This window comes from Skermanella sp. (assembly GCF_059503625.1).
Genome location: NZ_JCACHA010000555.1, coordinates 1 through 24,812 on the forward strand (window position 1 = coordinate 1; position 24,812 = coordinate 24,812).

A 24,812-nucleotide genomic window follows, 5' to 3' on the forward strand; every position below is an offset into this window, starting at 1 on the left:
TATCAACGAGGCGGTGACCAAGAAGCCGCTGGAGGCCGCAAACAAGAACGCCGTGGTCGCGGCCGGCGCCATCGACAGCAGCATGCGCAACGCCGAAGTGCTTGAAGCGATGGGCATGTTCGGCAACTTCCGCGACCGCTGGGCCGGCCGCCGCGAGGAAATCCTGCGGCTCCAGGCGATCGCCAGCGACCGCGCCGGCGTCATCATGGGTCTGACCAAGTTCATCCGCCTGCTGCTCCAGACCGCCATCCTGGGCGGCGGCGCGTATCTGGCGATCCACGAGCAGATCTCGCCCGGCCTGATCATCGCCGGCTCCATCATGATGGGCCGGGCGCTGGCCCCGGTCGAGCAGGCCATCGGCACCTGGAAGCAGTTCGTCGGCGCCCGTATCGCCCACCGCCGCCTGACCGAGCTGCTGAACCGCGTTCCCAAGTATCAGGAGCGGGTGGCGCTGCCCCGTCCGACCGGCGACCTGAAGGTCGAGACGGTCGTCGTGGTGCCGCCGGGAAGCTCAGCCCCGACGCTGTCGCGCGTCAGCTTCGACCTGCCCGCCGGGCAGGTGCTTGGCGTGATCGGCCCGAGCGGCGCCGGCAAGTCGACGCTCGCCCGCCTGCTGGTCGGCGCCTGGCGCCCCTATGCCGGCACCGTCCGGATCGACGGGGCCGACCTGCACAACTGGGATCCGGAAGCCCGCGGCGACTTCATGGGCTACCTGCCGCAGGATGTCGAGCTGTTCGACGGCTCGGTCGCCGAGAACATCGCCCGCTTCGGCGAGATGGACAGCGAGGCCATCGTGACCGCCGCCAAGCGCGCCGGCGTCCACGACATGATCCTGCACCTGCCCCAGGGCTACGACACGCCGATCGGGACCGGCGGCTGCGCCCTGTCGGGTGGTCAGCGCCAGCGGATCGGGCTTGCCCGCGCAGTCTACGGCGGCCCCTGCCTCGTCATCCTGGACGAGCCGAACTCCAACCTGGACGACGAGGGCGAAGCGGCGCTGGTCTATGCGATCACCGAGCTGAAGCGCAGCGGCACCACCGTCGTCATCATCTCGCACCGTCCCAGCATCCTGGGCGTGACCGACCAGATCCTCGTCCTAGCCGAAGGCACCGTCCGGATGTTCGGCAACCGGGCCGAAGTGCTCGCCCGCTTCACCCGTCCCGTCGTAGCGACAGCCCCGGCGGCCCAGCCGGGCATCACCGCCCAGCAGGCCTCCTGACCATGACCAGTGTCATCGACACCAATGCCGCCCTCCTGCCGGGTCTTCCGGGCAAGTCGGCGCTCGAAAAGCGGAACGCTAGGGCAAGTCACCAGCCGAACTATCCGACGAAGTACGGCCGCACGGCGATGACCGGCTGGCTGGTCATCCTGACCGCCTTCGGCGGGCTTGCCGCATGGTCGACCTTCGCGCCGCTCAGCACCGCGGCGATCGCCAGCGGGACCGTCGTCGTGGACAGCTTCCGCAAGTCGGTCCAGCACCTACAGGGCGGCATCATCCAGGACATCCTGGTCCGCGACGGCCAGCATGTGGAGATCGGCGATGTCCTGCTGCGGCTCGACCCGACCCAGACACGCTCCCTGGCCCAGATGCTGCGCGCCCAGGTCGACCTGTCGCTGGCCGAGGAAGCGCGGATGCTGGCGGAACGGGATGGCCTTGCCACCATCAAGTTCCCGCCCCAGCTGCTCGAGCGGGCCAAGACCGAGCGCGATCTGGCGGAAACGCTGGCCGGCCAGCAACGCCTGTTCGACGCCCGGCGGGAGAGCCTGACCGGTCAGACGTCGATCCTGCGCAACCGCATCTCCCAGTCGCTCGAACAGATCTCGGGCATGGAGCTTCAGGAGAAGGCGAAGCTTCGGCAAAGCGCGCTGCTGGACCAGGAACTGGCCGGCCTGCGCGAATTGGCCGAGCGGGGCAACGCCCCGGCCAACAAGGTGCTCCAGTACAGGCGTGAAGTGGAAGTGCTGATCGCCGAGCGGGGCGAGATCCTGGCCCGCATCGCCGGCGTCCGCCAGTCGATCGGCGAAGCGGAGCTTCAGATCACCCAGGCCCGCAAGACCTTCCTGGAGCAGGTCGAGACCGACCTTCGCACCACCCAGGCCAAGCTGTTCGAGTCCTCCGAACGGCTGCACGCGACCACGGCCGAGCTGAGCCGCATGGAAGTCCGCTCGCCGGAGGCCGGCGTCGTGGTGGACATGGCGGTCCATACGGTCGACGGCGTGATCGCGCCGGGCAGCCGCATCCTGGACATCGTGCCGCAGAACGACCATCTGGTCGTCGATGCCCAGATCCGTCCGGCCGATATTGACGGCCTGGAGGTCGGCATGCCGGCCGAAATCCGCTTCCCGGCCTTCAACCAGCGCACCACGCCGATGATCCACGGCCAGTTGAAGACCGTTTCCGCCGACCGGCTGATCGATCCCAAGACCAACCAGCCCTACTTCAACGTCCGGGTGCTGGTGGACGACAAGAGCAAGGAAAGCATCTCCGGCCTGAACGTCATCCCCGGCATGCCTGCCGAGGTCGTGATCAAGAAAGGCGAGCGGACCCTGATGTCGTACCTGCTCCAGCCGATGCGCGACACCGTCGTCCGGGCCATGCGCGAGTAGAAAGCTGAAGTTGGATTGTAGAGAGTTGTTGGGCCACGGCCCAACCTACGCATCACACGTAGGTTGGGCCGTGGCCCAACGCGTTTCATCAACTCCCACAGGATTCAAGCGTGGCCGGCTTCGCCGGACAGCATCGACAGGCTGACGCCCAGCTTGGCGATGGCGCGCTCCCACTTGGTATCGAGATCGCGGTCGTAGAGCAGGCCGTCGTCCGCCGGGGCGTTGAGCCAGCCGTTCGCCTGCATTTCGGCGTCGAGCTGACCGGGTCCCCAGCCGGCGTAGCCGAGCGCCAGCATGGCGTGCTTGGGGCCGCGGCCGTCGGCGATGGCGCGCAGGATATCGACGGTGGCGGTCAGGGCGACATCGTCGTCCACCGTCATGGTGCCTTCGCGCACGAAGTCGGTGGAGTGCAGAACGAAGCCGCGTCCCGACTCGACCGGCCCGCCGAAATGCACCCGCATGTTGGCGGCATGGCCGGGAGTGTCGATTCCGAGTTGTTCCAGCAGATCGGGGAATGTAATGGACCCGAACAGCTTATTGATCACCAGGCCCATGGCGCCATCTGGATTATGGGCGCAAATATAGATGACCGAGCGCTGGAAACGCTGGTCCGGCATGGCCGGCATGGCGATCAGCAATTGGCCGGTCAGATACTGGGGCGTGCGCGTTGCTTCAGTCATTCGTGCCGTTCCGTATTCCTCAAGGCCCGAAATGTGGTGGCTGATCTCACCGTATCAACAGGCCTGACGAAAGTGTGACAGCACCTGCGACGGCTTGCCACCTATAATACCGACCATGGAAACACAAAATCCGAGCGCCATGATCAGCAAATCCACCTTGCGCAGTGTCGCCACCGGACTTTTCGTGCTCCTGGCGGCGCTGCTCGCCGCCAACATCCCGGCCCATGGCGCCAGCGGTCCCTGGCAGCAGACCGACACCGTCGAGGGCCGGCTGATCGCCGCCGTCGACGGTACGGGAGAGGGCACGGGCGCTCTCGACCGCGTCCCGCTCGGACTGCATCTGAAGATGAAGCCGGGATGGAAGACCTATTGGCGCTCCCCCGGCGATGCCGGCCTGCCGCCGCAGGTGTCGTGGGACGGCAGCGTCAACCTCGCCGGCACGGATTTCCGCTGGCCGGCCCCGCACCGCTTCACTTTGTTCGGGATCGAGACCTTCGGATATGACGGCGAAGTCGTCTTTCCGATCATGGCCACGCCGGCTCAGGCGGGCGGACCGCTCGACCTCAAGGCCTCCGTCGATCTGCTGGTGTGCAGCGATATCTGCGTTCCCCAGCACCTGGACCTGACTCTGTACGTGCCTGCCGGTCCGGCCGCGTCGAGCGGCGGCGACGCCAACCTGATCGCCCGGTTCACGTCGTACGTGCCGGGAGACGGCGCCGCATCCGGCCTTGCCGTCGAGAGCGTACGGGCCTCCGGCAAGGGTCTGGAGGTGGTCGCCACGGCGCGCGAGCCGTTCGTCGATCCCGATGTGTTCGTCGAAAATGCCGCAGGCACCGTCTTCGGAGCGCCAACCGTCGCCTATGCCGACGGCGACCGCCGGATCGCCGTCACTCTTCCGTCCACCGGCCAGCCGGTGCCGCTCGATGGGCTGCCGGTCACGCTGACGCTGGTGGATGGCGCCCGCAGCCTGGAAACAACGGCAACCGTCGACGCTGGCGCCGCCGGAGCAGGCCTTGGCGGGGTGCCCGGCCTGATCGCGATACTGGGTTTTGCCCTGATCGGCGGGTTGCTGCTGAACCTGATGCCCTGCGTGCTGCCCGTCCTGTCGCTGAAGCTGCTGTCGGTGGTCGGCCATGGCGGCAGCGCGCCGCGCGAGATCCGCGCCGGCTTCCTGGCGTCCGCCGCCGGCATCCTGTTCTCCTTCATGGTGCTGGCGGGCGCCGCCATCGCCCTGAAGCTGACGGGCTCGGCGGTGGGCTGGGGAATCCAGTTCCAGCAGCCGCTGTTCCTGGTCTTCATGGTGGTGCTGGTCACCGGCTTCACCGCCAATCTCTGGGGCCTGTTCGAGATCCCGCTGCCTCGCGCCATCGCCGACGCGGCGTTGGGTGGACACCATGCGGATGGCGGGCGTCATTCCACCAGCCTGGGCGGCCATTTCGCTACCGGAGCGCTGGCGACGCTGCTGGCGACGCCCTGCTCGGCCCCTTTCCTGGGCACGGCGGTCGGTTTCGCGCTCGCGCGCGGTCCGCTGGAGATCCTCGCCGTCTTCGCGGCTCTCGGACTCGGGCTTGCCCTGCCCTATCTGCTGGTCGCGGCCTTCCCGGCGTTGGCATCGCGGCTGCCGCGCCCCGGCCGATGGATGCTGGTGCTGCGCCGGGTGCTGGGCGGCACGCTGGCCTTGACCGGCGTCTGGCTGCTCTCCGTCCTGGCGGTCCAGGTCAGCCCAGCGGCAGCCCTGGCGGTCGGCGCGCTGATGGCGACCCTTGTCCTCGTCCTGGCGATCCGGAAGCGCCTGCCCGGCCGTGCCCGAGTCGCGGGCGGAGCACTGGCGGCGGTGCTGGCATTGGCTGCCTTCGGCCTGCCGCTGGCGCTCGACCGCCATGCGTCGCAGGCGGCTGCCGCCATCGACGGACGGTGGACGCCGTTCGACAAGGCCGCGATCAGGGAGCAGGTGGCCGCCGGGCGGACGGTGTTCGTCGATGTCACCGCCGACTGGTGCATCACCTGTCAGGCCAACAAGAAGCTCGTGCTGACGCGCGGGACCGTCGCCGAACGGCTGTTCGGTTCCGGCGTCGTACCGATGCGGGCGGACTGGACGCGGCCCGACGACAGGATATCGTCGTATCTGGCCGAGCATGGACGCTACGGCATCCCGTTCAACATCGTCTACGGTCCGGGTGCTCCCGAAGGCATCGCCCTGCCGGAGCTGCTGACCGAAGCGGCCGTCCTGGCGGCACTCGATCGCGCCCGCTGAGAGGAAGCTCCTTGCGACGGAACGCCGCACCGGTCTACATCTCTGATACCGATTACACGAAGGAGGAGCCCCAACCATGACGATTCAGGCCGGCGACAAGTTTCCGTCCGTCACGCTCAAGCACCTGACATCCAACGGCATGCAGGAAGTCAGCACCGACGAGTTGTTCGGCGGCAAGAAGGCCGTCCTGTTCGCGGTGCCCGGCGCCTTCACCCCGACCTGCTCGGCCAAGCACCTGCCCGGCTTCGTCGATCGCATCGACGAGTTCAAGGCCAAGGGCTACGACGTGGTGTGCATGGCGGTGAACGACCCCTTCGTGATGGAAGCCTGGGGCAAGTCCGCCAATGTCGGCGACAAGATCACGATGCTGCCCGACGGCAACGGCGAGCTGACCCGGGCCTTAGGCCTGGAGATGGACGGCAGCGGCTACAGCCTGGGCCAGCGCAGCAAGCGCTTCGCCATGGTGATCGAGGACGGCGTGGTGAAGACGTTGAACGTCGAAGCTCCGGGAGCGTTCGAGGTTTCCAGCGCCGAAGCCGTCCTGAAGGCGATCTGATCGCTTCGGGGTGCCGGGCCGGTGCGCCCGGTACCCCGAATGTTGCGGCCTTATGTAATGAACTCGGCTCCGGAACATGGCTAAGGCGCAGCGGCGGACTTGGATTTGGTGGTTCGACCAGCCGCCGGAACGGCTGTGGCCGCTGCTGGCGGACACGCCGCGCTTCAACGAGGCCATGGGGCTGCCGAAATATCAGGTCGAGGAGATCCCCCGCCCCGACGGCACCGTGCTCCGGATCGGACGCGGCATCGCAGGGGGTTACCGGCTCGAATGGGAGGAGGAGCCGTTCCAATGGATCGCTCCGCATGGCTTCACCCAGACGAGGCGGTTCCGCAAGGGGCCGTTCTCGACTGTCAGCCCGACCCTGAAGCTGACGCCGGAGCGCGGCGGCACCGACGTCTCCTATACGCTTGAAGCGGCCCCTTCCAACCTATTGGGTTGGCTGCTGCTGCGGCTGGGCTTTCTCGACAAGTTCGGAACCAAGACCGAAAAGCTGGTCCGGGAAGCCGCGGCGCATGCCGCCGACACCAAGACCCGTCCCTTCGACTATGCGGCACCTCCGGTAGATCCGGCGATGACGCAGCGGATCGACGGCATGGTGACGGCCCTGGAGGAAAGCGGCAACGGCCATGGACTTGCCCGGCGGCTGGCCGACCATCTGCTGACGGCGCAGGAAGTCGACCTATTGCAAATCCGGCCGCTGGCGCTCGCCCGTAGCTGGGATGCCGCTCCGCGTCCGGTGGTCGAGCTTTGCCTGGGCGCCGTCAAGACGGGGCTGCTGACGCTGCGCTGGAACCTGCTGTGTCCGCGCTGCCGGGGAGCCAAGGCGACGGCCGCCACACTGGACCGGCTGCCGAGCGGTGCGCACTGCCCGTCGTGCAACATCGACTACGGCCGCGATTTCACCCGCAACGTCGAGCTGACATTCCAGCCCGCTCCGGCACTCCGGCCGCTTACCGAAGGCGAGTACTGCCTTGCCGGGCCGATGACCACACCGCACGTCCATGTCCAGCAGACGCTGGAGCCGGGCGAGGTTCGCAGCCTGCCGGTCGACCTGCCGGCGGGATGGTGGCGGCTGCGGACCCTGGAGCCCGGCGGGTCCGTCGATCTGGACTGGCGGGAACCCGGCGCCTCCAGCTTTCCGCTGGTCGTCGCGGACGGCGACACCGTACGCGCGGTGCCGCAGGCATCCCCCGGTCCGCTGAGCCTGGAGAACCGCGCCTCCCATCCGCTGACGCTGGTGGTGGAGCGGCGCGACTGGATCGCGGATGCGCTGACCGCGCATCAGGTGACGGCCTTGCAGGCCTTCCGCGACATGTTCTCGGACGAGGTGCTGCGGCCCGGCGACGAGGTGGCTATCGGCACCGTCACCCTGATGTTCACCGATCTCAAGGGATCGACGGCGCTCTACGACCGGGTCGGCGATGCCCGCGCGTTCCATATCGTGCGGGAGCATTTCGCCTTGCTCGCCAAAACGGTGCGGGAGCATGACGGCGCCATCGTCAAGACCATCGGCGACGCCGTCATGGCGGCCTTCGCCGATCCGGCCGATGCCGTCAGGGCGGCATTGGCGATCCAGTCCGCACCGCCGGAGGGATTGGCGATCAAGATGGGCCTGCATTCAGGCGCTTGCGTCGCCGTCACGCTGAACGGGCGGCTCGATTATTTCGGTTCCACCGTCAATCTGGCGGCCCGCCTGGAAGGGTTGAGCCAGGGCGGCGATATCGTCCTGTCCGACCGCCTGGCGTCCGACCCGGTCGTTTCGGCTGTGATATCACCGTTGCATTCGATAGTGGAATCGGCGGAACTGAAGGGTTTCGGGGCACCGGTCAGCTTTCGCCGCCTTGTTCCCGACGTGGTTAATTCCTATACCGCTCTGTCTTAAGGGGCCACCGGAAGGGTGGCGCCGAACCCTTTCGGGAGGAGTGGATGTCGGATCTGCGGCAGGTATTCGCCGCCATTCTGCCGTTGCTGATCAGCCTCGGCATTCTGGTCCTGGGTAACGGCCTGTTCTCCACGCTGCTTGCCGTCCGCATGGGGATCGAGCAGTTTCCGGTCGACCGGATCGGCCTGATCATGGCGGCGTACTCGGTCGGTTTCGTCCTCGGAACGTTGCGCGGACCCGTCGTGGTCGAGCGGGTCGGCCATATCCGCGCCTTCGCCGCCTTCGCCGCCATCGCGGCGATCTCGGCGCTGATCCACGCCATCGTGATCGACCCGATCGTCTGGCTGCTGCTGCGGGTGGTGGCGGGCTTCTGCCTTGCCGGCCTGTTCACGATCACGGAAAGCTGGATCAATGCGTCGTCGTCCAACACGGTGCGCGGGCAGGTGCTGTCGGTCTACATGACGGTCAACTACCTGTCCTACGGCGCTTCCCAGTCGCTGCTGACGGTGATCGATCCGGGCGGTTTCCAGATCTTCAGTCTGGTCGCCATCCTGGTGGCGCTTTCGCTGGTGCCGCTGGCCTTGAGCCGGACGCAGACCCCCGGATCGGTCGGCACCAACCGCCTGCGGATGATCGAGATCGTCCGGATCTCCCCCCTGGGCGTGGCCGGATGTATCGGAGCCGGATTGATCAATGGCGCCTTCGGCAGCATGGCCCCCGTCTATGTCCAGGAGCGTGGCGGCAGCGTCGAGGATGTGGGATTGTTCATGATGGTCGCGATCTTCAGCGGCTTCGTGATGCAGTTCCCCATGGGACGCCTGTCCGACCGGTTCGACCGCCGCACGGTCTTCCTGGGCGCCATCGCCGGGGTGTCGGCGGCGGCCCTGTCGCTCGCTTTCGCCGATAACGTCCCCAACCTGGCCTTCGCGATCATGCTGGGCCTTTACGGCGGTCTCGCCTACTCGATCTACCCGATAGCGCTGGCCCATGCGAACGACTTCATGCGCCTGGAGGAGGTCGTTCCGGCAAGCGCCGGCCTGCTGCTGATGTTCGGCGTCGGCTCGGCGGCCGGTCCGATCCTGGCTTCCCACGTGATGGGGCTGGCCGGCTTCAACGGGCTGTTCCTGTATATCGGCGCCATCGCCGGGATGCTGTCGCTGTTCACGCTCTACCGCATGACGGCGCGGCAGGCGAAACCGCTGGAGGAACAGGGCGCCTTCGTGCCCATGCCGCAGACTGCCACTACCCCGATCGCGATGGAGCTGAGCCCGCGCGCGGAAGCCGCCAACGAGGATTCGGCGCAGCTTGCCTTCGATTTCGACGCGGCACCGGAAGCCATTTCCGATGCTAGCCCCCGGGCGGAGGCGGCGGAGTGACCATCGGGGGCTTCCCTACCCGCGAACTGGGGAAATAATCGAGCGTTCGGCAGCGTTATTAATCCTGTAATGCCTTTGCGCCATATTGAGAACACGCCGATAGCATCAAAATTGGTGAAATGACGTTATGCGGAGCCGTTCGGCTCCGTACTCAGGACGCTGCACCCCCACTGGAAGGCCGTTTGCCGTGCTTCCCCCCTCACTCGCCGACCGGCTCCGCCGCTTCGTCCCGTTTCCGCATGCCTGGACCATGCGTGCCTTGCCGGGACTTCTGACGGCGGCGCTGCTGTTCCTGGGATCGGGACTGGCCGGCGCGGAAGACATCCGGTTCTTCCGGATCGGAACCGGAACGACGGGCGGAACGTATTTTCCGGTCGGCGGGATGCTTGCCAACGCGATCAGCAATCCGCCGGGATCGCGCCCCTGCGACCGTGGCGGAAGCTGCGGCGTCGCCGGATTGATCGCCGTGGCGCAGGCGACCCAGGGATCGGTCGAGAACCTGAAGGAGATGAGGACCGGCACGCTCGAATCGTCGCTGTCGCAAGCGGACATTGCGTTCTGGGCGCATCAGGGGATCGGCCCCTACAAGGGTCAGCCGGCTTTCGAGCAGCTGACCGCGATCGCCAACCTCTACACCGAAACCGTGCATGTCGTGGTCCGGGCCGAAAGCGATATCCGGAACATCGGCGACCTGCGCGGCAAGGTGGTCTCGGTCGGCGAGGAAGGCTCCGGCACGCTGGTCGAGGCGCGCGTGATCCTGGAGGCCTACGGCCTCAGCGAGAAGGACATGCAGGCGCGCTACCTGAAGCCCGGTCCCGCCGGCGACCGGCTGGTCGAGCACGATATCGACGCCTTCTTCATCGTCGGCGGCCACCCCGTCGCCGCCGTGGCGGAAGCCGCCGCGCGCACTCCCGTCAGGCTGCTGTCGTTCGACGATCCGCATGGCAAGAGCCTGAAGGAGCGCCTGCCCTTCTTCACCGAATCGGTGATCGACGAGGGCGTCTACGAAGGTGTCCTGGCAACCCGGACTTTGGGCGTCGGCGCCCAGTGGCTGGTGCGCGGCGACGTGCCCGAAGAATTGGTCTACGGCATCACCCGCGCGCTGTGGCATCCGAACACGCGCCGGCTGCTCGACAGCGGACATCCCAAGGGACCTTCGATCCAGCTTGCCAATGCGCTGAGCGGGCTGGCGGTTCCCCTGCATCCGGGAGCCGCGCGCTACTACCGGGAGGCCGGCGTCCTGAAGGAGGCGGCCGAGCCGGAAGCGCCGCCCGTGGACAAGTCACCAGCCCCTGAAGAGCCCGTCACCCGCGACGATGCGCCGGCGCAATAGGCGCTCTCAGAGCAGCGCGCCCCACGGCTCCGCGGCGCCGGCGGCGTACCATTCGCGCATGGCGGGCAACCCGAGTACGGTGGAGACGTACGCCTGGGAAACCTCGTCCAGCTCGACGCAATAGGTATCCAGCCGCGTGCAGACCGGCGCGTACATGGCGTCGGCTGCCGAGAACCGGCCGAACAGGAACGGACCTTCTGCGCCGAAACGGGCCTTGGCATCGCGCCAGAGCTGGGTGATTCGGGCGATGTCGGCCAGGGATTCGGGCGTACGTCCCTCCTGCGGATGCTTATCGGTCACGTCCATCGGCATGTTCCGGCGCAGGTCGACGAAACCTGAATGCATCTCCGCCGCGATCGAGCGGGCGACGGCGCGGGCGCCCCGGTCGTCGGGCCACAGCCCCGCGTCTGGATAGGTTTCCGCCAGATATTCCAGGATCGCCAGCGAGTCATAGACGGTCAGGTCGCCGTCGATCAGCACCGGGACCTTGCCGGCCGGCGAATGCCGCAGGATTTCGGCCTTGGTTTCCGGCTGGCGCAGGGGAATGGTGATCTCGTCGAACGGCACGCCGATCTGCTTCAGCGCCAGCCAGGGACGCAATGACCAGGACGATGAGGCTTTATTGCCGATGACAAGGGTAAGATCGCTCATATTGTCCGCCGGTTTCTTCTGGATTGATGATTTCGCGGGAGATTAGTTGTTACCAGCCCAAGCTGAAAGCATCCTGTGGATACTCCATGAAGCCATCCGGCGCTTCAGGCTTTTCAGAGGCAGCCCGGCAGTCCATGTTGGAAGACATTGCATCCTTGGGCCGCATATGTGGCTTCTACCCGTCCACGCCATGAAGGAACAGTGACTTGCTGACCCACCTGCGCCCCACCGCCGGCGCCGCTTCGGTTCCGCTCACCCCCGTAACCAAGGATGGCCTGGAAAGCTGGCTGTCCGGCCAGCCGGCGACGGTACGCGCCTGGGTCGCCGGCATCGGCTTCAAGGGAGAGCCGGGCAAGACGGCGCTCCTGCCCGGTACCGACGGCGGCTTCGCCCGCGTGCTGGCCGGCATCGATGCGGCGGACTTCTGGGCCTATGGCGGCCTTCCGGCATCGCTGCCTGCCGGCGATTATCATATCGACGCCGATCTCGACCAGGAAACGGCGACGCGCGCGGCGCTTGGCTGGGCGCTGGGCACCTACGCCTTCACCCGCTACAAGTCCGGCAACGGCAAGAGCTTCGCGACGCTGGCATGGCCGGAACGAGCCGACCGCGCGGCGGTCGAGCGGATCGCCACGGCGACCTATCTTGTCCGCGACCTGATCAACACCCCCGCCAGCGACATGGGGCCGGAGGAGCTTGCCCAGGCGGCCGAGACGCTGGGGGACGAGTTCGGCGCCAAGGTCAAGGTGATCGTCGGCGACGACCTGCTCAAGAAGAACTATCCGACCATCCACGCCGTCGGCCGCGCCAGCACGCGGGCTCCCCGGCTGATCGACCTGACCTGGGGCGACAAGGACGCGCCGGGGGTGACGCTGGTCGGCAAGGGCGTCTGCTTCGATACCGGCGGCCTGGACCTGAAGCCGTCCAGCGGCATGCTGCTGATGAAGAAGGACATGGGCGGGGCTGCCCATGTGCTGGGCGTCGCCCGGATGATCATGATGGCGGAGCTGCCGGTCCGCCTGCGGGTGCTGATCCCGGCGGTCGAGAACTCCGTCTCCGGCGACGCCTTCCGTCCGCTCGACGTGCTGGCGACCCGCAAGGGATTGAGCGTCGAGGTCGGCAATACCGACGCCGAGGGCCGCCTGGTCCTGTGCGACGCGCTGGCCAAGGCGGTGAACGACAAGCCCGAGGTGATCATCGACTTCGCGACCCTGACCGGCGCCGCCCGAGTCGCGCTCGGCACGGAGCTTCCCGCGCTGTTCAGCAACGACGACGCCCTGGCGGACGGGCTGCTGAAGGCGGCCGAGTCGCAGTCCGATCCGATGTGGCGCCTGCCGCTGCACCAGCCCTACGCCAAGCTGCTGGACAGCAAGGTGGCCGACCTCAACAACGTCGGAAGCGGACCGTTCGCGGGGGCTATCCTCGCGGCATTGTTCCTGGAACGATTCGTCGAAAAGACCACGCCGTGGGCGCATCTGGACGTCATGGCGTGGAATCCGTCGTCCAAACCGGGACGGCCCGAAGGGGGTGAAGCCTTGGGTATGCGTGCGGTTTACTCTTATTTGGAGAGCCGCTATGCCAAAAGCGCTTAAACTCTTGCTCAAAAGGGATCGTTTCGGCAGATTCCCGGTTGCGACCCGATACGTCCGGGTGGTGTATCGGGAGTCACGAAATGCCTCACAAGCTCCAAGCCCTCGATCTCTGGCGCAATGTTCTCGTTTCAAGTGTGAAACAGGCCGGCCCGGACCTGTCGTCGCGTCAACTGGCCCTGCTGCTGACCGTCTACCTGACGCCGCCGCCCCATACGGTGCGCGGGCTTGCCGGCACCCTCAGCATTTCGAAGCCGGCGATAAGCAGGGCGCTCGACCGGCTTGGACGGCTGGGCTTCGTCCGGCGCAAGCGCGACGACGCCGACCGGCGGAACGTGCTGGTTCAGCGCACCGTCAAGGGATCGGTGTTCCTGACGGAATTCTCCCAGCTGGTGCTGACGTCGCAGCAGGCCGCAATGACGGAAGCCGTGGCGGGAGCCGGTGCGGGGACCGGACCTGCGGACGGGCCGGCGGATATCCAGCCGTACCCCTTGCTGGAGGACGCATCCAATGAGCTTGTCCTTGCCGGACCCCCGGATTAACCCCTACCGCCCCGACTTGGCGGCGGCGCATCTGGAAGGCCTCGTTCAGGCCGAACGCTTCGTCGAAGGCGTGCCGTGCCAGCTTCGCACCGGTTTCGCAACGGTCAAGGCGCAGCCGGATTTCGAGGCCCGGCAGACGACACAGGCGCTGTTCGGCGAGACGGTCACCGTCTATGAGGAGCATGACGGCTGGGTCTGGGGCCAGATCGAGACCGACGGCTATGTCGGCTACCTGCGCCTCGACACGCTGTGGGGCGAAACTCCCGCGCCGACCCATCGGGTCAGCGCCATCCGAACGTTCCTGTTTCCCGAGCCGGACCTGAAAAGCCCGACGCTCGACGTGCTCAGCCTGACCTCCCGCGTCGCGGTGGCTGGCGAGACCAACGGCTTCGCCGAGCTTGAACAGGGCGGCTGGGTCTTCATGAAGCATCTGGCCGGGCTGGACGACATCGCATCGGACTATGTGGCGACGGCGCGCAAGCTGACCGGCGCGCCCTATCTGTGGGGCGGCAAGACCAGCATGGGGCTGGATTGTTCCGGTCTCGTACAGATAGCGCTGGATGCAGCCGGCCTTTCGGTCCCGCGCGACAGCGACCAGCAGGCGCAGGCGATCGGCGAGGCGGTGGCCGGGACAGGCGACCTGCGGCGCGGCGACATCGTCTTCTTCCCCGGCCATGTCGGGATCATGACGGGGCCTGACCTGCTGCTGCATGCCAACGCCTTCCACATGATGGTGACGGAGGAGCCGCTGGCCGAGGTGACGGCGCGGGGCGCCCAGGTTACCGGCGTGCGCCGGCTCGCCTGATCAGTAGCCGCGCTTGCGGTCCACCAGGTTATCCAGCGGTTCTCCGGCTTCGAACCGCCGGATCTGCTCCGCGAGGTGACCGACCGACGTCCTGGCGTGGGTCACGGCGGCGACGTGGGGGGTCACGATCACCCGTTCATGGCTCCAGAACGGGTGATCGGGCGGCAGCGGCTCCTGGCCGAAGACATCCAGGCTGGCGCCGGTGATGTGCCCGCTGTCGAGAGCGGCCAGCATGTCCGCCTCGTTGACGTGCCCGCCGCGCGCGACGTTGACGACACAGGCGCCTTTCGGCAGGGCGGCCAGCGTTTCCCAGTTGAGAATTCCGGCGGTCTCCTCCGTCAGGGGAAGCAGGCAGACCAAGATCTCGGTCTGGGCCAGGAAGGTGGCCAGACCGGCGGCGCCGTGGAAACAGGTGATGCCCGGCAGTTCACGCGCCGACCGGCTCCAGCCGGCCACGTCGAACCGAAGCTCCGTCAGCACCCGCGCCGCATCGGCCCCAAGGACACCGAGGCCGAGGATGCCGACCCGGCGTTCCCGCGCCAGCTTCTGCGGCAACTGCCGCCAGACGCCGTCGCGCTGCTGTGCCCGATAGGCTTCCATCTGGCGGTGCCAGTGCAGCACCTGGAGCACGACGAACTCGGTCATGCCCTCGGTCAGCCCCGGCTCGACCATGCGGACCAGCGGCAGGTCCGGCAGCTCGGGATCGCTCAGGACGCCGTCCACCCCGGCCCCCAGCGACAGCATGACCTTGAGGTTCGGCAACTGCTTCAGTACGCCTGCGGGAGGACGCCAGATCATGGCGTAGTCGATGTCGTCGGGATCGCCGATATCGGGCCATACCCGAACCTCGCGGTCGGGAAGCTGACGATGCAGTTCCGGAAGCCATTCGGCGGAACTATCGGACGGGGACAGGAATAGGATCGCCATCGGCTGCAAACCTTCGGACTCTACGAATCAGGAACCGTAAAGTCCTCTCACAGCTTGCCCGATACGGCAAGCCGGCATCAGCCGGATAAGGCAACCGGCGCCCTTGTCGTCGGCATCTTGGCGCCGCTGGTGTCGCTGCCCTTCATCAGGGCCATGTTGACCTTGGCGCCGGTCATGTCGGCGAAGCGCAGGATGACGCCGTCGGCGGAGCGGCAGCGGAGGTCGGCGTCGTTCAGCCGGGCGTATTGCAGGTTGGTCGGCCATGCCCGGTCGGACGCCGCGACCTGGACGCTCAGCAGGATGCTGTCGAGCAGGGTAGCCCGCGTCAGGTTGACCCGGCGCAGGCTGCATCCGGACAGGTTGGCTCCGCGCAGGTCGGCGCCTGTCAGGTTGCAGTAGCTGAGGTCCGCCATCATCAGGTTGGTGCCCGAGAGGTTGGCGTTGCGGAGGTTGCAGCGCTGGATCTTGGCGGCGGACAGATCGACCTCTCCCAGCGGAGCGCCGCTGAGGTCGGCGAGGTCGAGTTCAAGCCGCTGCCCGATACGGCCTTCGCTGTCGAGCCAGTCCTGATGCAGCGACAGCAGTTCGAACAGCCGCTCGCCCAGCGGGACGAGGTTGCCTTCCGGGTTGATGCCGTGCCGCGCCATGTCGGCGATGGTTTCCTCATCCAACGTCGCGCCGCACAGCAGGGCTCCCGCCAGCGTCGTGTTCTTCAGGGTGGCGCCCGAGAGGTCGGTGGAAACCAGGATGGCCCCGGTCAGATCGGCGCCGGAAAGATCGGCATCGACCAGTTCGGCGCCGGTCAGGTCGCAGTTCCCCAGGTTCGATCCGACCAGGATCGCGCGGCTGAGATTGGCATCGACCAGTTCGGTGCGCCGGCTCAGGGGCATCGCGAAAAGGGGCTGGCGCTTGGTGGAGACCGCGCCCAGCGACCCGGTCCGGAGATCGGCCCCGGCCAATTTGGCTTCCGCCAGATTGGCGCCGTTGAGGCAGGCGCCGCGCAGGTCGGCGCCCAGCAGGTCGGCACCGGAAAGATTGGCACCTTCCAGGTCCGCCATCATCAGGACGGTGGCCTTCAGGTCTGCCTTGGACAGGTTGCTGCCGGCGAAACTGGCACCGACGAGCTTGGCGTTGCGCAAAGCCACGCCGGCCAGCGGAAGCTGCGACATATCGTAGAAGCTGAGATCGGCGTTTATGCCGCCACGCATGCCGTTCACCCATTTGCGGTGGGAGTTCAGGCGCTTCTTCAGCTCGGCGATATAGGCGGCACTGTGGCCGGTGACCGGATTCGACATCGGTGAGCCACGCAATCTGCCCTGGAGGGGAGGCGACACCCGCTAACATCCGGCAAATTACTTAAGCATATAATAACTTGCTGCATCGCAGCACGACGGAACCGCTGATAGCGTTTTTGGGAATTTGTGAGTCGTTTGTGGGTATCATGCTCGCCTAATCGTCATACCAAGACTTGATCTTGGTATCTCCCGGCGTAAAGCCGTCATGCCGGCTCCTGCTGCGGCAGCGTAATTGAACCGTAATTTCGAAGGCTTGCCGAAGAGTTGACTTCACTGTGAAAGCAACGCCGGGAGATACCAAGATCAAGTCTTGGTATGACGATTGGGGGTGTGACGGTTGAGCGCTGACAAGCGTTCTGGACGCCCTCACATCCGCACATCTCCCGTCTTTACCGCCACGAGGTTGAGAGCCGCCGCTATCAGTGCGCGGGTATAGGCCTGCTGGGGAGCCTCGAAGATCTGGCGGGTCGGACCCGACTCGACCACCTTGCCGTCCTTCATCACCAGCACGTCGTTGGACAGCGCCCTGACCACCTTCAGGTCGTGGCTGATGAACAGGTAGGCGAGGTTGTGGCGGACCTGGAGATCGCGCAGCAGATCGACGATCTGCGCCTGGACCGACATATCGAGTGCCGAGGTCGGCTCATCCAGCACGACAAAGCGGGGCTTCAGCACCATGGCGCGGGCGATCGCGATGCGCTGGCGCTGGCCGCCGGAGAACTCGTGCGGGTAGCGGTTGCGGCTGGACGGGTCGAGGCCGACTTCCTCCAGCGATTTCGCGATCATCGCCTCGCGTTCCTTGCCGCTGCCGATGCCATGGATCTTCAGCCCCTCCCCAATGATCTGGGCGACCGACAGGCGGGGGCTGAGGCTGCCGTAGGGATCCTGGAAGACCACCTGCATCTCACGGCGGAGCGGCCGCATCCTGGCGGCCTGCCAGCCCTGGATGTCCTTGCCGTCGAAGCGGATGGCGCCCTGGCTGGCGTGGAGGCGGAGCAGCGCCAGCCCCAGCGTGGTCTTGCCGGACCCGGATTCGCCGACGACTCCGACCGTGTGCCCTTCCCGCACGGTCACGTCGATGCCGTCGACCGCGCGGACGTAATCGACGGTCCGGCGCAGCAGGCCCTTCTTGATCGGGAAATGGACCTTGATGTCGCGCGCGGTCATGACATCGGCCGCATTGGCCGGCGGCGGCGCCGGATTGCCCTTGGGCTCTGCCGCCAGCAGGCGCTGGGTGTAGGGGTGCTTCGGGCCGGCGAACAGCGCGGCGTTGGTGCCCTTCTCGACGATCTCGCCGTGGTTCATGACGCAGACATGATCGGCCATCTTGCGGACGATGCCGAGATCGTGGGTGATCAGCAGCAGCGCCATGCCGAATCGGCGCTGCAGATCCTTCAGCAGTTCCAGGATCTGGGCCTGGATCGTCACGTCGAGCGCGGTGGTCGGCTCGTCCGCGATCAGCAGGTCGGGCTCGTTGGCAAGCGCCATGGCGATCATGACGCGCTGGCGCTGGCCGCCGGATAGCTCGTGCGGATAGGCCGCCAGCCGCTTTTCCGCTTCCGGCAGTCCTACCAGCCGCAGCAGTTCCAGCGTCCGCTTGCGGGCGGCCGAGCGGGTCAGGTCCTTGTGCAGGAACAGGGTCTCGTTGATCTGCTTCTCGATGCTGTGCAGCGGGTTGAGCGAGGTCATCGGCTCCTGGAAGATCATGGAGATCCGGTCGCCGCGCACCTCGCGCAGGGTCTTCTCGTCGGCGCCGACCAGTTCGGTCCCCTTGAAGCGGATGCTGCCGCCGGGATGGTCCGCCACGGGATAGGGCAGAAGCTGGAGGATCGACAGCGCGGTCACCGACTTGCCGGAACCGGATTCCCCGACCAGCGCCATCGTCTCACCGGGCTTGATGTCGAACGACACGCCCTTGACCGCATGCATCGTGCTGCCGGAAAGCCGGAAATCGACGGACAGGTCGCGGACGGAAAGAAGCTCGCTCATGACCTGCGTTCCTGCTGGCAAAGTGTTGGTGTCGTCATTCGGCGGCCGCCTTCTTCGCCACGGGCTTCGCCGACGGTTTCAAGGCGGCTCCCCTCCCCGGCAGCGGCCCTACGGTCTTGCGCGGGTCGAAGGCGTCGCGCACCGCCTCCCCGATGAAGATCAGCAGGCTCAGCATGATCGCGAGCGTGAAGAACGCGGTCAGGCCGAGCCAGGGCGCCTGGAGGTTGGCCTTGCCCTGCGCCAGCAACTCACCCAGCGAGGGCGAACCGGGCGGCAGGCCGAAGCCTAGGAAGTCCAGCGCTGTCAGCGTCGTGATCGAGCCGTTCAGGATGAACGGCATGAAGGTCAGCGTCGCCACCATGGCGTTGGGCAGCACGTGGCGGAACATGATCAGCGCGTCCCCAGCGCCCAGGGCGCGGGCCGCCCGGACATAGTCGAAGTTGCGGGCGCGCAGGAACTCCGCCCGGACGACGCCGACGAGGCTCATCCAGGAGAACAGCAGCAGAAGCCCAAGCAGCCACCAGAAGTTCGGCTCCACGACGCTGGCGAGGATGATCAGCAGGTAGAGCGTCGGCAGACCGGACCAGACTTCGATGAAGCGCTGGAACAGCAGGTCGGTGGTTCCACCGAAATAGCCCTGCACGGCGCCGGCCGCGATCCCGACGATCGAGGACAGGATGGTCAGCGTCAGTCCGAACAGGATCGAGATCCGGAAGCCGTAGATCAGCCGGGCCACCACGTCGCGGCCCTGGTCGTCGGTGCCCAGCCAGTTCTCGGTCGAGGGCGGGGCCGGAGCCGGGACCGACAGGTTGTAGTTGATCGTGCGGTACGAGTAGCGGATCGGCGGCCAGACCATCCAGCCCTTCCCGTCGATCAGGTCCTGGACGAAGGGGTCGCGGTAATCGGCCTGGGTTTCGAACTCCCCGCCGAAGGTGGTTTCCGGATAGACCGTGAAGACGGGCGCGTAGAAGTTACCGTTGTAGCGGACCAGGAGTGGCTTGTCGTTGGCGATGAACTCGGCGAACAGGCTGAGCGTGAACAGGATCAGGAAGATCCACAGCGACCAGAAGCCGCGCCGGTTGGCTTTGAAGTTATGCAGCCGCCGCCGGGTGATCGGCGTGATCTTCATGCCGAGGAAGCGGTCCTGGGGGAGCGGCGATGCGGTAGCCGTCGACGTCGCCATCACGTCTTCCTCGATTCGAAGTCGATGCGCGGGTCGACCGCGACATAGGCCAGATCGCCCGCCAGATTCATCAGCAGTCCCAGCAAGGTGAAGAAATAGAGCGTGGCGAACATGACGGGATAGTCACGGTTGATCGCCGCCTCGAACCCAAGCAGCCCCAGCCCGTCGAGCGAGAAGATCACCTCGATCAGCAGCGACCCGGTGAACAGGATGCTGATGAAGGCGCTGGGAAATCCTGCGATGACGATCAGCATGGCGTTGCGGAAGACGTGGCCGTACAGCACCTGACGCTCGTTCAACCCCTTGGCCCGCGCCGTGATGACGTACTGCTTGTTGATCTCTTCCATGAAGCTGTTCTTGGTCAGCATGGTCAAGCCGGCGAACCCGCCGATCACCAGCGCCACCACCGGCAGGGTGATGTGCCAGAAGTAGTCGAGGACCTGCTGCCACCACGGCATCAAGGCCCAGCCCTCGCTGGTCAGTCCGCGCAAAGGGAACCACGCCAGATAGCGGCCGCCGGAGAACAGCACGATCAGCAGCACGGCGAACAGGAAGCTGGGGATGGCGTAGCCGACGATGACGACGCCGCTGGTCCAGATGTCGAACTTCGAGCCGTCCTTCACAGCCTTGCGGATGCCGAGCGGGATGGAGATCAGGTAGACGATCAGCGTCGTCCAAAGCCCCAGCGAGATCGAGACCGGCATCTTGTCCAGCACCAGATCGACCACGCGCTGGTCGCGGAAGTAGCTGGTGCCGAAGTCGAAGACCATATAGTCGCCCATCATCTTCAGGAAGCGCTCGTGCACCGGCTTGTCGAAGCCGAACTGCTTTTCCAGCTGCTTGATGAACTCCGGGTCGAGGCCCTGTGCCCCTCTGTACCGGCCTGTGATCTGCTCTCCCCCGCCCGACTGCTGGGCCTGCGGCGGCAGGTCGGAACCGCCCGACGTGCCGCCGATACGCGCGGTGGCGTCCACGCCGGTCCCCTGAAGCTGGGACAGCATCTGTTCGATCGGACCGCCGGGGGCGGCCTGCACGATGGCGAAATTGATCACCATGATCCCGATCAGCGTCGGGACGATCAGCAGCAGGCGGCGGACGATGTAGGCCAGCATCCTGGGGTTCCTCGATTTACGCCTGTTTCAGGTCCAGCGACGCCTATTGCGATGCCCGCTTGTCGGCAGCCATCCACCACGTACCGGGAAAGCCTATCGAATACCGCGCCTTCTTCTCCGGGTAGCCGAACTTGTTCCAGTACGCCAGCCAGGACTCGTCGTTGTACCATTGCGGGATCTGGTACCAGCCCCACAGCAGCACCCGGTCCAGCGCCCGGTTGGTCGCGGCCAGGGTTTCCAGGTCCTTGGCTCCGATCAGTTCCTCGATCAGGCCATCGACGACGGGGTCCTTGATGCCGGGGATATTGGCGGAACCCCTGATATCGGCGGCGGCCGAGCCGAAATAGCTGCGCTGCTCGGCGCCCGGCGGCGGGAAGAAGTTCAGCGAGACGGCCAGCAGGTCGTAGTCGAAGTCGTCGACGCGCACCTGATACTGGGAGGTATCGACCACCCGGATCGAGGCGTCGATCCCGGCCCGGCGCGCATTCTGGACGAAAGGCTCGGTCACCCGCACGAGGGAGGGGCTGACCAGCAGGATCTCCATCCGCATCTGGTCGCCGGCGGCGTTGACCAGCCGGTTGTTCTTCAGCTCCCAGCCGGCTTCGCGGAACAGCCGCAACGCTTCGCGCAGGTTGTTGCGGATATTGCCGGACGCGTCCGTAACCGGCGGCTCGTAGGCCTTGGTCAGGACTTCCCCACGGACCTTGTCCTTGTACTTCTCGAGGATGGCCAGTTCGGCCGGGTCCGGAGCGCCGCTGGCGCCGAACTCCGAATTGGGGAACCAGCTCTTCACCCGCTTGTACTCGCCGAACAGGAGCGTCCGCTGCACCGATTCGAAATCGTAGAGGAGATTGATCGCCTCGCGGACCCTGACGTCCTGGAACTGCGGGCGGCGCAGGTTGAAGATGTAACCCTGGGTGCCCCTGGGCGTTTCGTCCGGCACGACCCGCTTGATCAGGTTGCCGTCCTTGACGGCGGGCACGTCGTAGCTCTGGTTCCAGCGCTGGGCGCGGTTTTCCTGGCGGTAGTCGATCCGCCCGGCCATGAAGGCTTCGAACAGGACGGTGTCGTCCAGATAATAGTCGTAGCGGATCTGGTCGAAGTTGTTCAGCCCGCGATTGACCGGCAGGTCCGCCGCCCAGTAGTCGGCCACCCGCTCGTAGGTGACCGACCGTCCGGGATCGACCGCCTTGATCCTGTAGGCGCCGTTGCCCAGCAGCGGCTCCAGCGTCGTCTTGGTGATGTCGCGGCCATTGGCGTTCCACCAGTGACGGGGCAGCGGCGAAGATTGCGCCACCGTCAGCAGCGGCTTCATGCTGTTGCGGGTCTTGAAGGTGAACTTCAGCTTGTGCGGGTCCAGCACCTCGATGCCGCTGACATCCTCGTAGAAGCTCTGGAGGAAGGGGCGGCCGTGCTGCTTGATCGTGTCGAAGGCGAACTTGAAGTCGTCGGCGGTGATCGGCTGGCCGTCGTGCCAGCGCACCTCGGGACGGAGGTTGAAGACGATCCAGCTCTTGTCGTCCGGATACTCGGCGTTCTCCGCGATCAGGCCATAGGCGGACGACAACTCGTCGCCCGAGCCCGTCATCAGGCCGTCGGAGATCAAGCCGATGCCCGCCGGCCACTGGCCGCGCAGGATATAGGTGTTGAGGCTGTCGAAGCTGCCGAAGGCGCCCAGCACGACCGAACCGCCCTTGGGAGCGTCCGGGTTGGCGTAGGGCCAGTGCGGCATGTCCGGGCCGTAGAGCGGCTCGCCGAACTCCGCCATCGCCCAGGTGCGGGTGACTTTCTGTTCGGCCTCCTGCGCTGCGGCGGGCAGGAGGCCCCCAAGCATCAGGAATCCTGAACAAACGGCGGCGGCTAGCAGTCTCTTCATCCGGCTCTCGTCCCTCATGCGGTCTTCCCGATACATGGTGTCGGGCGTTCAGCGTTGGCAGCCGAATCCGGTTAAATCAAGGCCAAAAGACCGATCCGGCTCAACGGCTGGCCGCCTTGGCCTCCTTCGACCACCACGTGGACGGGAAGCCGGTGTCAAAGCGGGGCTTCCGGTCCGGCCAGCCGAACTTGGTCCAGTACGCGATCCAGGTCTGGTCGTTGTACCATTGCGGGATCATGGCGTGCTGCCACAGCAGCACCCGGTCGAGCGCCCGCGAGGTCGCCTGGAGCTTGCCGTAGTCCCTGGCGGCGATGACTTCCTCGATCAGGGCATCGACGACGGGGTCCTTGATCCCGGCGTAATTGGCCGAACCCTTCACGTCGGCGGCGGCGGAGCCGAAATAGCTGCGCTGCTCGGTGCCGGGCGGCGGGAAGAAGTTGAAGAACGCCATGACGGCGTCGAAGTCGAAATCGTCGGTGCGCGCCTGATGCTGGGCGCTGTCCACGATCCGGATATTGGCGTCGATGCCGACGCGCTGAAGTCCGGTGACGTAGGGCTGCATGACCCGGACCATCGACTGGTTGTCGTCCAGGAACTCGATCCGCATCTGCTGCCCGGTCTTGGCGTTGATCAGCTTGTTGTCGCGGGTCTCGTATCCCGCCTGACGGAACAGCGCCATGGCCTTGCGGACATTGTCGCGGTTGTTGCCCGAGCCGTCGGTGCTGGGCGGCTCGTAGGCAGTCGTGAAGACTTCGTCCGGCACGCGGCCCCGGTACTTCTCCAGGATCTCCAGTTCGGCCGGGGTCGGCGGGCCGCTGGCGCCGAACTCGCTGTTGGGGAAGTTGCTCTTCACCCGGCGGTATTGGCCGTACAGGATGTTCTTCTGAAGCCACTCGAAATCATAGAGATACGCCAGCGCCAGCCGGACCTTGGGATCGCTGAACTGGGGCCGGCGCATATTGAAGCGGATACCCTGGGCGCCGAACGGCCGCTCGTTGGCGATGGCCCGCTTCTCGATCCTGCCGTCCTTGATCTGGGGAATGTCGTAGCCCGACGTCCAGCGCTGCGCCCTGTTCTCCTGGCGGAAGTCGTAGGCTCCCCCCTTGAATGCTTCGAACATGACGTCGTCGTCTCGGTAGAAGTCGGTCCGCACGGTGTCGAAGTTGTTCTGCCCGACATTGACCGGCAGATCCCTGCCCCAATAGTCGGCCACCCGCTCGTAGGTGATCGAGCGGCCGGGATCGACCGCCTTGACCCTGTAGGGGCCACTGGCTAGCAGCGGCTCCAGCGTCGTCTTGCCAATGTCCCGGCCGTTGGATGTCCACCAATGCTCCGGTTCCGGCGACAGGATGCTGGCGGCGCGGATCAGCGGCTTCATCTCGCCCCTAGTTTTGAAGCTGACCTTCAGGCGGTGCTCGTCCAGCGCCTCGACCTTGTCGACGTCTTCGAGGAAGCTCCTGAGGAAGGGGCGGCCGTGCTGCTCGATCGCGTTCCAGCCGAACACGAAGTCGGCGGCTGTGACCGGGTGGCCGTCGTGGAATCTGGCTTCCGGACGCAGGTTGAAGACGACCCAGCTCTTGTCCTCGGGGTACTCGGCGGTTTCGGCGATCAGGCCGTAGACCACTTCCAGCTCGTCGCCCGAGGAGACGAACAGCGAGTCGGAGATCAAGCCGATACTCCGCGGATACTGCCCGCGCAGGATGAGCGAGTTGAGGCTGTCGAAACTGCCCGGTTCCGCCGTGACGACTCCGCCGCCCTTGGGAGCGTCCGGGTTCACGTAGTCGAACCTCGGGAACCCCTCGGGATATTTCGGCGTGGTGAACTCCGCCAGCGCGTGGGTTCGGGTGACACTCTCCTCCGCCCAGGCTGCGGGAGCGAGGAGGATGAGGAATGCCGCGACGGCGAGGACGAATTTCATCAGGACGGCACCGGTTACGGTCGGACGGTCATCAATCTTCGTCGTCATCATCGATGTCGTCGTCATCCTCGTCGTAGTGCTCGTCCATCATCTCGAGAATGGCTTCGTAATCGGGGGTATCGTCGACGAACTTCTGGAAGCGCTTCAGGTTGGTGCCCTGCTGAAGCCACGACTGAGCGGCTTCGGTATGCTCGGGATGGCAGGACAGCAGGTAGAAGGCGGCCTGCTCGGGAC

At 66.0% G+C, this 24,812-nt stretch carries 19 protein-coding genes and 1 pseudogene; 10 read left to right on the forward strand and 10 right to left on the reverse strand.

From position 1 onward, the window contains the following. Window positions 1–1,219 (forward strand): type I secretion system permease/ATPase (locus AC5JJ6_RS11695; RefSeq protein WP_496042195.1); only part of this gene is annotated, 1,219 nt, incomplete at its 5' end. 2 nt (window positions 1,220–1,221) lie between these two features. Further along, window positions 1,222–2,607, forward strand: a complete 1,386-nt coding sequence (locus AC5JJ6_RS11700) for an HlyD family type I secretion periplasmic adaptor subunit (RefSeq protein WP_496042196.1) — start codon at window positions 1,222–1,224, stop codon at window positions 2,605–2,607. 104 nt (window positions 2,608–2,711) lie between these two features. Here AC5JJ6_RS11700 and AC5JJ6_RS11705 read toward each other — a convergent pair whose 3' ends face one another. Beyond that, window positions 2,712–3,287 carry a YqgE/AlgH family protein gene (locus AC5JJ6_RS11705; RefSeq protein ID WP_496042197.1) on the reverse strand — a complete coding sequence of 192 codons (576 nt, stop codon included), beginning with the start codon at window positions 3,285–3,287 and terminating at the stop codon, window positions 2,712–2,714. Between the two features lie 115 nt (window positions 3,288–3,402). Here AC5JJ6_RS11705 and AC5JJ6_RS11710 point away from each other — a divergent pair, with 115 nt between their 5' ends. The 5 genes from AC5JJ6_RS11710 to AC5JJ6_RS11730 all read left to right on the forward strand — a co-directional run bounded on the left by AC5JJ6_RS11710 (window position 3,403) and on the right by AC5JJ6_RS11730 (window position 10,691). Further along, window positions 3,403–5,541, forward strand: coding sequence for a protein-disulfide reductase DsbD family protein (locus AC5JJ6_RS11710; RefSeq protein ID WP_496042198.1), 2,139 nt, complete (start codon window positions 3,403–3,405; stop codon window positions 5,539–5,541). Window positions 5,542–5,617: 76 nt separating this feature from the next. Further along, a complete protein-coding gene (locus AC5JJ6_RS11715) occupies window positions 5,618–6,097 on the forward strand; it encodes a peroxiredoxin (protein WP_496042199.1) in 480 nt (159 codons plus the stop codon). A gap of 76 nt (window positions 6,098–6,173) precedes the next feature. Beyond that, window positions 6,174–7,982, forward strand: a complete 1,809-nt coding sequence (locus AC5JJ6_RS11720) for an adenylate/guanylate cyclase domain-containing protein (RefSeq protein WP_496042200.1) — start codon at window positions 6,174–6,176, stop codon at window positions 7,980–7,982. A gap of 44 nt (window positions 7,983–8,026) precedes the next feature. Further along, window positions 8,027–9,358, forward strand: coding sequence for an MFS transporter (locus AC5JJ6_RS11725; protein ID WP_496042201.1), 1,332 nt, complete (start codon window positions 8,027–8,029; stop codon window positions 9,356–9,358). Between the two features lie 187 nt (window positions 9,359–9,545). After that, a complete protein-coding gene (locus tag AC5JJ6_RS11730) occupies window positions 9,546–10,691 on the forward strand; it encodes a TAXI family TRAP transporter solute-binding subunit (RefSeq protein WP_496042202.1) in 1,146 nt (381 codons plus the stop codon). Between the two features lie 6 nt (window positions 10,692–10,697). On the opposite strand, the gene AC5JJ6_RS11735 is transcribed toward AC5JJ6_RS11730, so the two are convergent. Continuing rightward, window positions 10,698–11,342 (reverse strand): glutathione S-transferase family protein, encoded by a 645-nt coding sequence (locus AC5JJ6_RS11735; protein ID WP_496042203.1) that lies wholly within the window; start codon window positions 11,340–11,342, stop codon window positions 10,698–10,700. A gap of 206 nt (window positions 11,343–11,548) precedes the next feature. On the opposite strand from AC5JJ6_RS11735, the gene AC5JJ6_RS11740 reads away from it, so the two are divergent. The 3 genes from AC5JJ6_RS11740 (at window position 11,549) to AC5JJ6_RS11750 (ending at window position 14,278) form a co-directional block, all read left to right on the forward strand. Further along, a complete protein-coding gene (locus AC5JJ6_RS11740) occupies window positions 11,549–12,934 on the forward strand; it encodes a leucyl aminopeptidase family protein (protein ID WP_496042204.1) in 1,386 nt (461 codons plus the stop codon). Window positions 12,935–13,014: 80 nt separating this feature from the next. Then, on the forward strand, window positions 13,015–13,473 hold the full coding sequence (locus tag AC5JJ6_RS11745; RefSeq protein ID WP_496042205.1) for a MarR family transcriptional regulator: 459 nt from the start codon (window positions 13,015–13,017) through the stop codon (window positions 13,471–13,473). Further along, window positions 13,442–14,278 (forward strand): C40 family peptidase, encoded by an 837-nt coding sequence (locus AC5JJ6_RS11750; RefSeq protein ID WP_496042206.1) that lies wholly within the window; start codon window positions 13,442–13,444, stop codon window positions 14,276–14,278. The genes AC5JJ6_RS11745 and AC5JJ6_RS11750 overlap by 32 nt, the downstream gene beginning before the upstream one ends. On the opposite strand, the gene AC5JJ6_RS11755 is transcribed toward AC5JJ6_RS11750, so the two are convergent. The 8 genes and pseudogenes from AC5JJ6_RS11755 to AC5JJ6_RS11790 all read right to left on the reverse strand — a co-directional run. Further along, window positions 14,279–15,205: a 2-hydroxyacid dehydrogenase gene (locus AC5JJ6_RS11755; RefSeq protein ID WP_496042207.1), complete on the reverse strand. Its 927-nt coding sequence runs from the start codon at window positions 15,203–15,205 to the stop codon at window positions 14,279–14,281. Window positions 15,206–15,282: 77 nt separating this feature from the next. Continuing rightward, window positions 15,283–16,500: a pentapeptide repeat-containing protein gene (locus tag AC5JJ6_RS11760; protein ID WP_496042208.1), complete on the reverse strand. Its 1,218-nt coding sequence runs from the start codon at window positions 16,498–16,500 to the stop codon at window positions 15,283–15,285. 366 nt (window positions 16,501–16,866) lie between these two features. Continuing rightward, window positions 16,867–18,489, reverse strand: coding sequence for an ABC transporter ATP-binding protein (locus tag AC5JJ6_RS11765; RefSeq protein WP_496042209.1), 1,623 nt, complete (start codon window positions 18,487–18,489; stop codon window positions 16,867–16,869). A gap of 34 nt (window positions 18,490–18,523) precedes the next feature. Then, the gene (locus AC5JJ6_RS11770) at window positions 18,524–19,672 is read right to left on the reverse strand and encodes an ABC transporter permease (protein ID WP_496042210.1); all 1,149 of its coding nucleotides are present in this window, start codon (window positions 19,670–19,672) and stop codon (window positions 18,524–18,526) included. Continuing rightward, window positions 19,672–20,784: a microcin C ABC transporter permease YejB gene (locus tag AC5JJ6_RS11775; protein WP_496042211.1), complete on the reverse strand. Its 1,113-nt coding sequence runs from the start codon at window positions 20,782–20,784 to the stop codon at window positions 19,672–19,674. Before AC5JJ6_RS11775 ends, AC5JJ6_RS11770 begins: the two co-directional genes overlap by 1 nt. 43 nt (window positions 20,785–20,827) lie before the next feature. Continuing rightward, window positions 20,828–22,618: an extracellular solute-binding protein gene (locus AC5JJ6_RS11780; protein ID WP_496042212.1), complete on the reverse strand. Its 1,791-nt coding sequence runs from the start codon at window positions 22,616–22,618 to the stop codon at window positions 20,828–20,830. 142 nt (window positions 22,619–22,760) lie between these two features. Beyond that, the gene (locus AC5JJ6_RS11785) at window positions 22,761–24,626 is read right to left on the reverse strand and encodes an extracellular solute-binding protein (RefSeq protein WP_496042213.1); all 1,866 of its coding nucleotides are present in this window, start codon (window positions 24,624–24,626) and stop codon (window positions 22,761–22,763) included. Continuing rightward, window positions 24,610–24,812 (reverse strand): annotated as a pseudogene (locus tag AC5JJ6_RS11790) (hypothetical protein); the annotation flags it as partial. The pseudogene AC5JJ6_RS11790 and the gene AC5JJ6_RS11785, both read right to left, overlap by 17 nt.

Excerpts from the sequence above, each read along its gene's own strand:
- AC5JJ6_RS11700 (WP_496042196.1), top strand. The coding sequence starts at position 1,222 with ATGACCAGTGTCATCGACACCAATGCCGCCCTCCTGCCGGGTCTTCCG.
- AC5JJ6_RS11725 (WP_496042201.1), top strand. The coding sequence starts at position 8,027 with ATGTCGGATCTGCGGCAGGTATTCGCCGCCATTCTGCCGTTGCTGATC.
- AC5JJ6_RS11770 (WP_496042210.1), bottom strand. The coding sequence starts at position 19,672 with ATGGCGACGTCGACGGCTACCGCATCGCCGCTCCCCCAGGACCGCTTC.
- AC5JJ6_RS11780 (WP_496042212.1), bottom strand. The coding sequence starts at position 22,618 with ATGCTTGGGGGCCTCCTGCCCGCCGCAGCGCAGGAGGCCGAACAGAAA.
- AC5JJ6_RS11750 (WP_496042206.1), top strand. The coding sequence starts at position 13,442 with ATGAGCTTGTCCTTGCCGGACCCCCGGATTAACCCCTACCGCCCCGAC.
- AC5JJ6_RS11715 (WP_496042199.1), top strand. The coding sequence starts at position 5,618 with ATGACGATTCAGGCCGGCGACAAGTTTCCGTCCGTCACGCTCAAGCAC.
- AC5JJ6_RS11785 (WP_496042213.1), bottom strand. The coding sequence starts at position 24,626 with ATGACGACGAAGATTGATGACCGTCCGACCGTAACCGGTGCCGTCCTG.
- AC5JJ6_RS11735 (WP_496042203.1), bottom strand. The coding sequence starts at position 11,342 with ATGAGCGATCTTACCCTTGTCATCGGCAATAAAGCCTCATCGTCCTGG.
- AC5JJ6_RS11775 (WP_496042211.1), bottom strand. The coding sequence starts at position 20,784 with ATGCTGGCCTACATCGTCCGCCGCCTGCTGCTGATCGTCCCGACGCTG.
- AC5JJ6_RS11760 (WP_496042208.1), bottom strand. The coding sequence starts at position 16,500 with ATGTCGAATCCGGTCACCGGCCACAGTGCCGCCTATATCGCCGAGCTG.
- AC5JJ6_RS11765 (WP_496042209.1), bottom strand. The coding sequence starts at position 18,489 with ATGAGCGAGCTTCTTTCCGTCCGCGACCTGTCCGTCGATTTCCGGCTT.
- AC5JJ6_RS11710 (WP_496042198.1), top strand. The coding sequence starts at position 3,403 with ATGGAAACACAAAATCCGAGCGCCATGATCAGCAAATCCACCTTGCGC.
- AC5JJ6_RS11755 (WP_496042207.1), bottom strand. The coding sequence starts at position 15,205 with ATGGCGATCCTATTCCTGTCCCCGTCCGATAGTTCCGCCGAATGGCTT.
- AC5JJ6_RS11745 (WP_496042205.1), top strand. The coding sequence starts at position 13,015 with ATGCCTCACAAGCTCCAAGCCCTCGATCTCTGGCGCAATGTTCTCGTT.
- AC5JJ6_RS11720 (WP_496042200.1), top strand. The coding sequence starts at position 6,174 with ATGGCTAAGGCGCAGCGGCGGACTTGGATTTGGTGGTTCGACCAGCCG.
- AC5JJ6_RS11705 (WP_496042197.1), bottom strand. The coding sequence starts at position 3,287 with ATGACTGAAGCAACGCGCACGCCCCAGTATCTGACCGGCCAATTGCTG.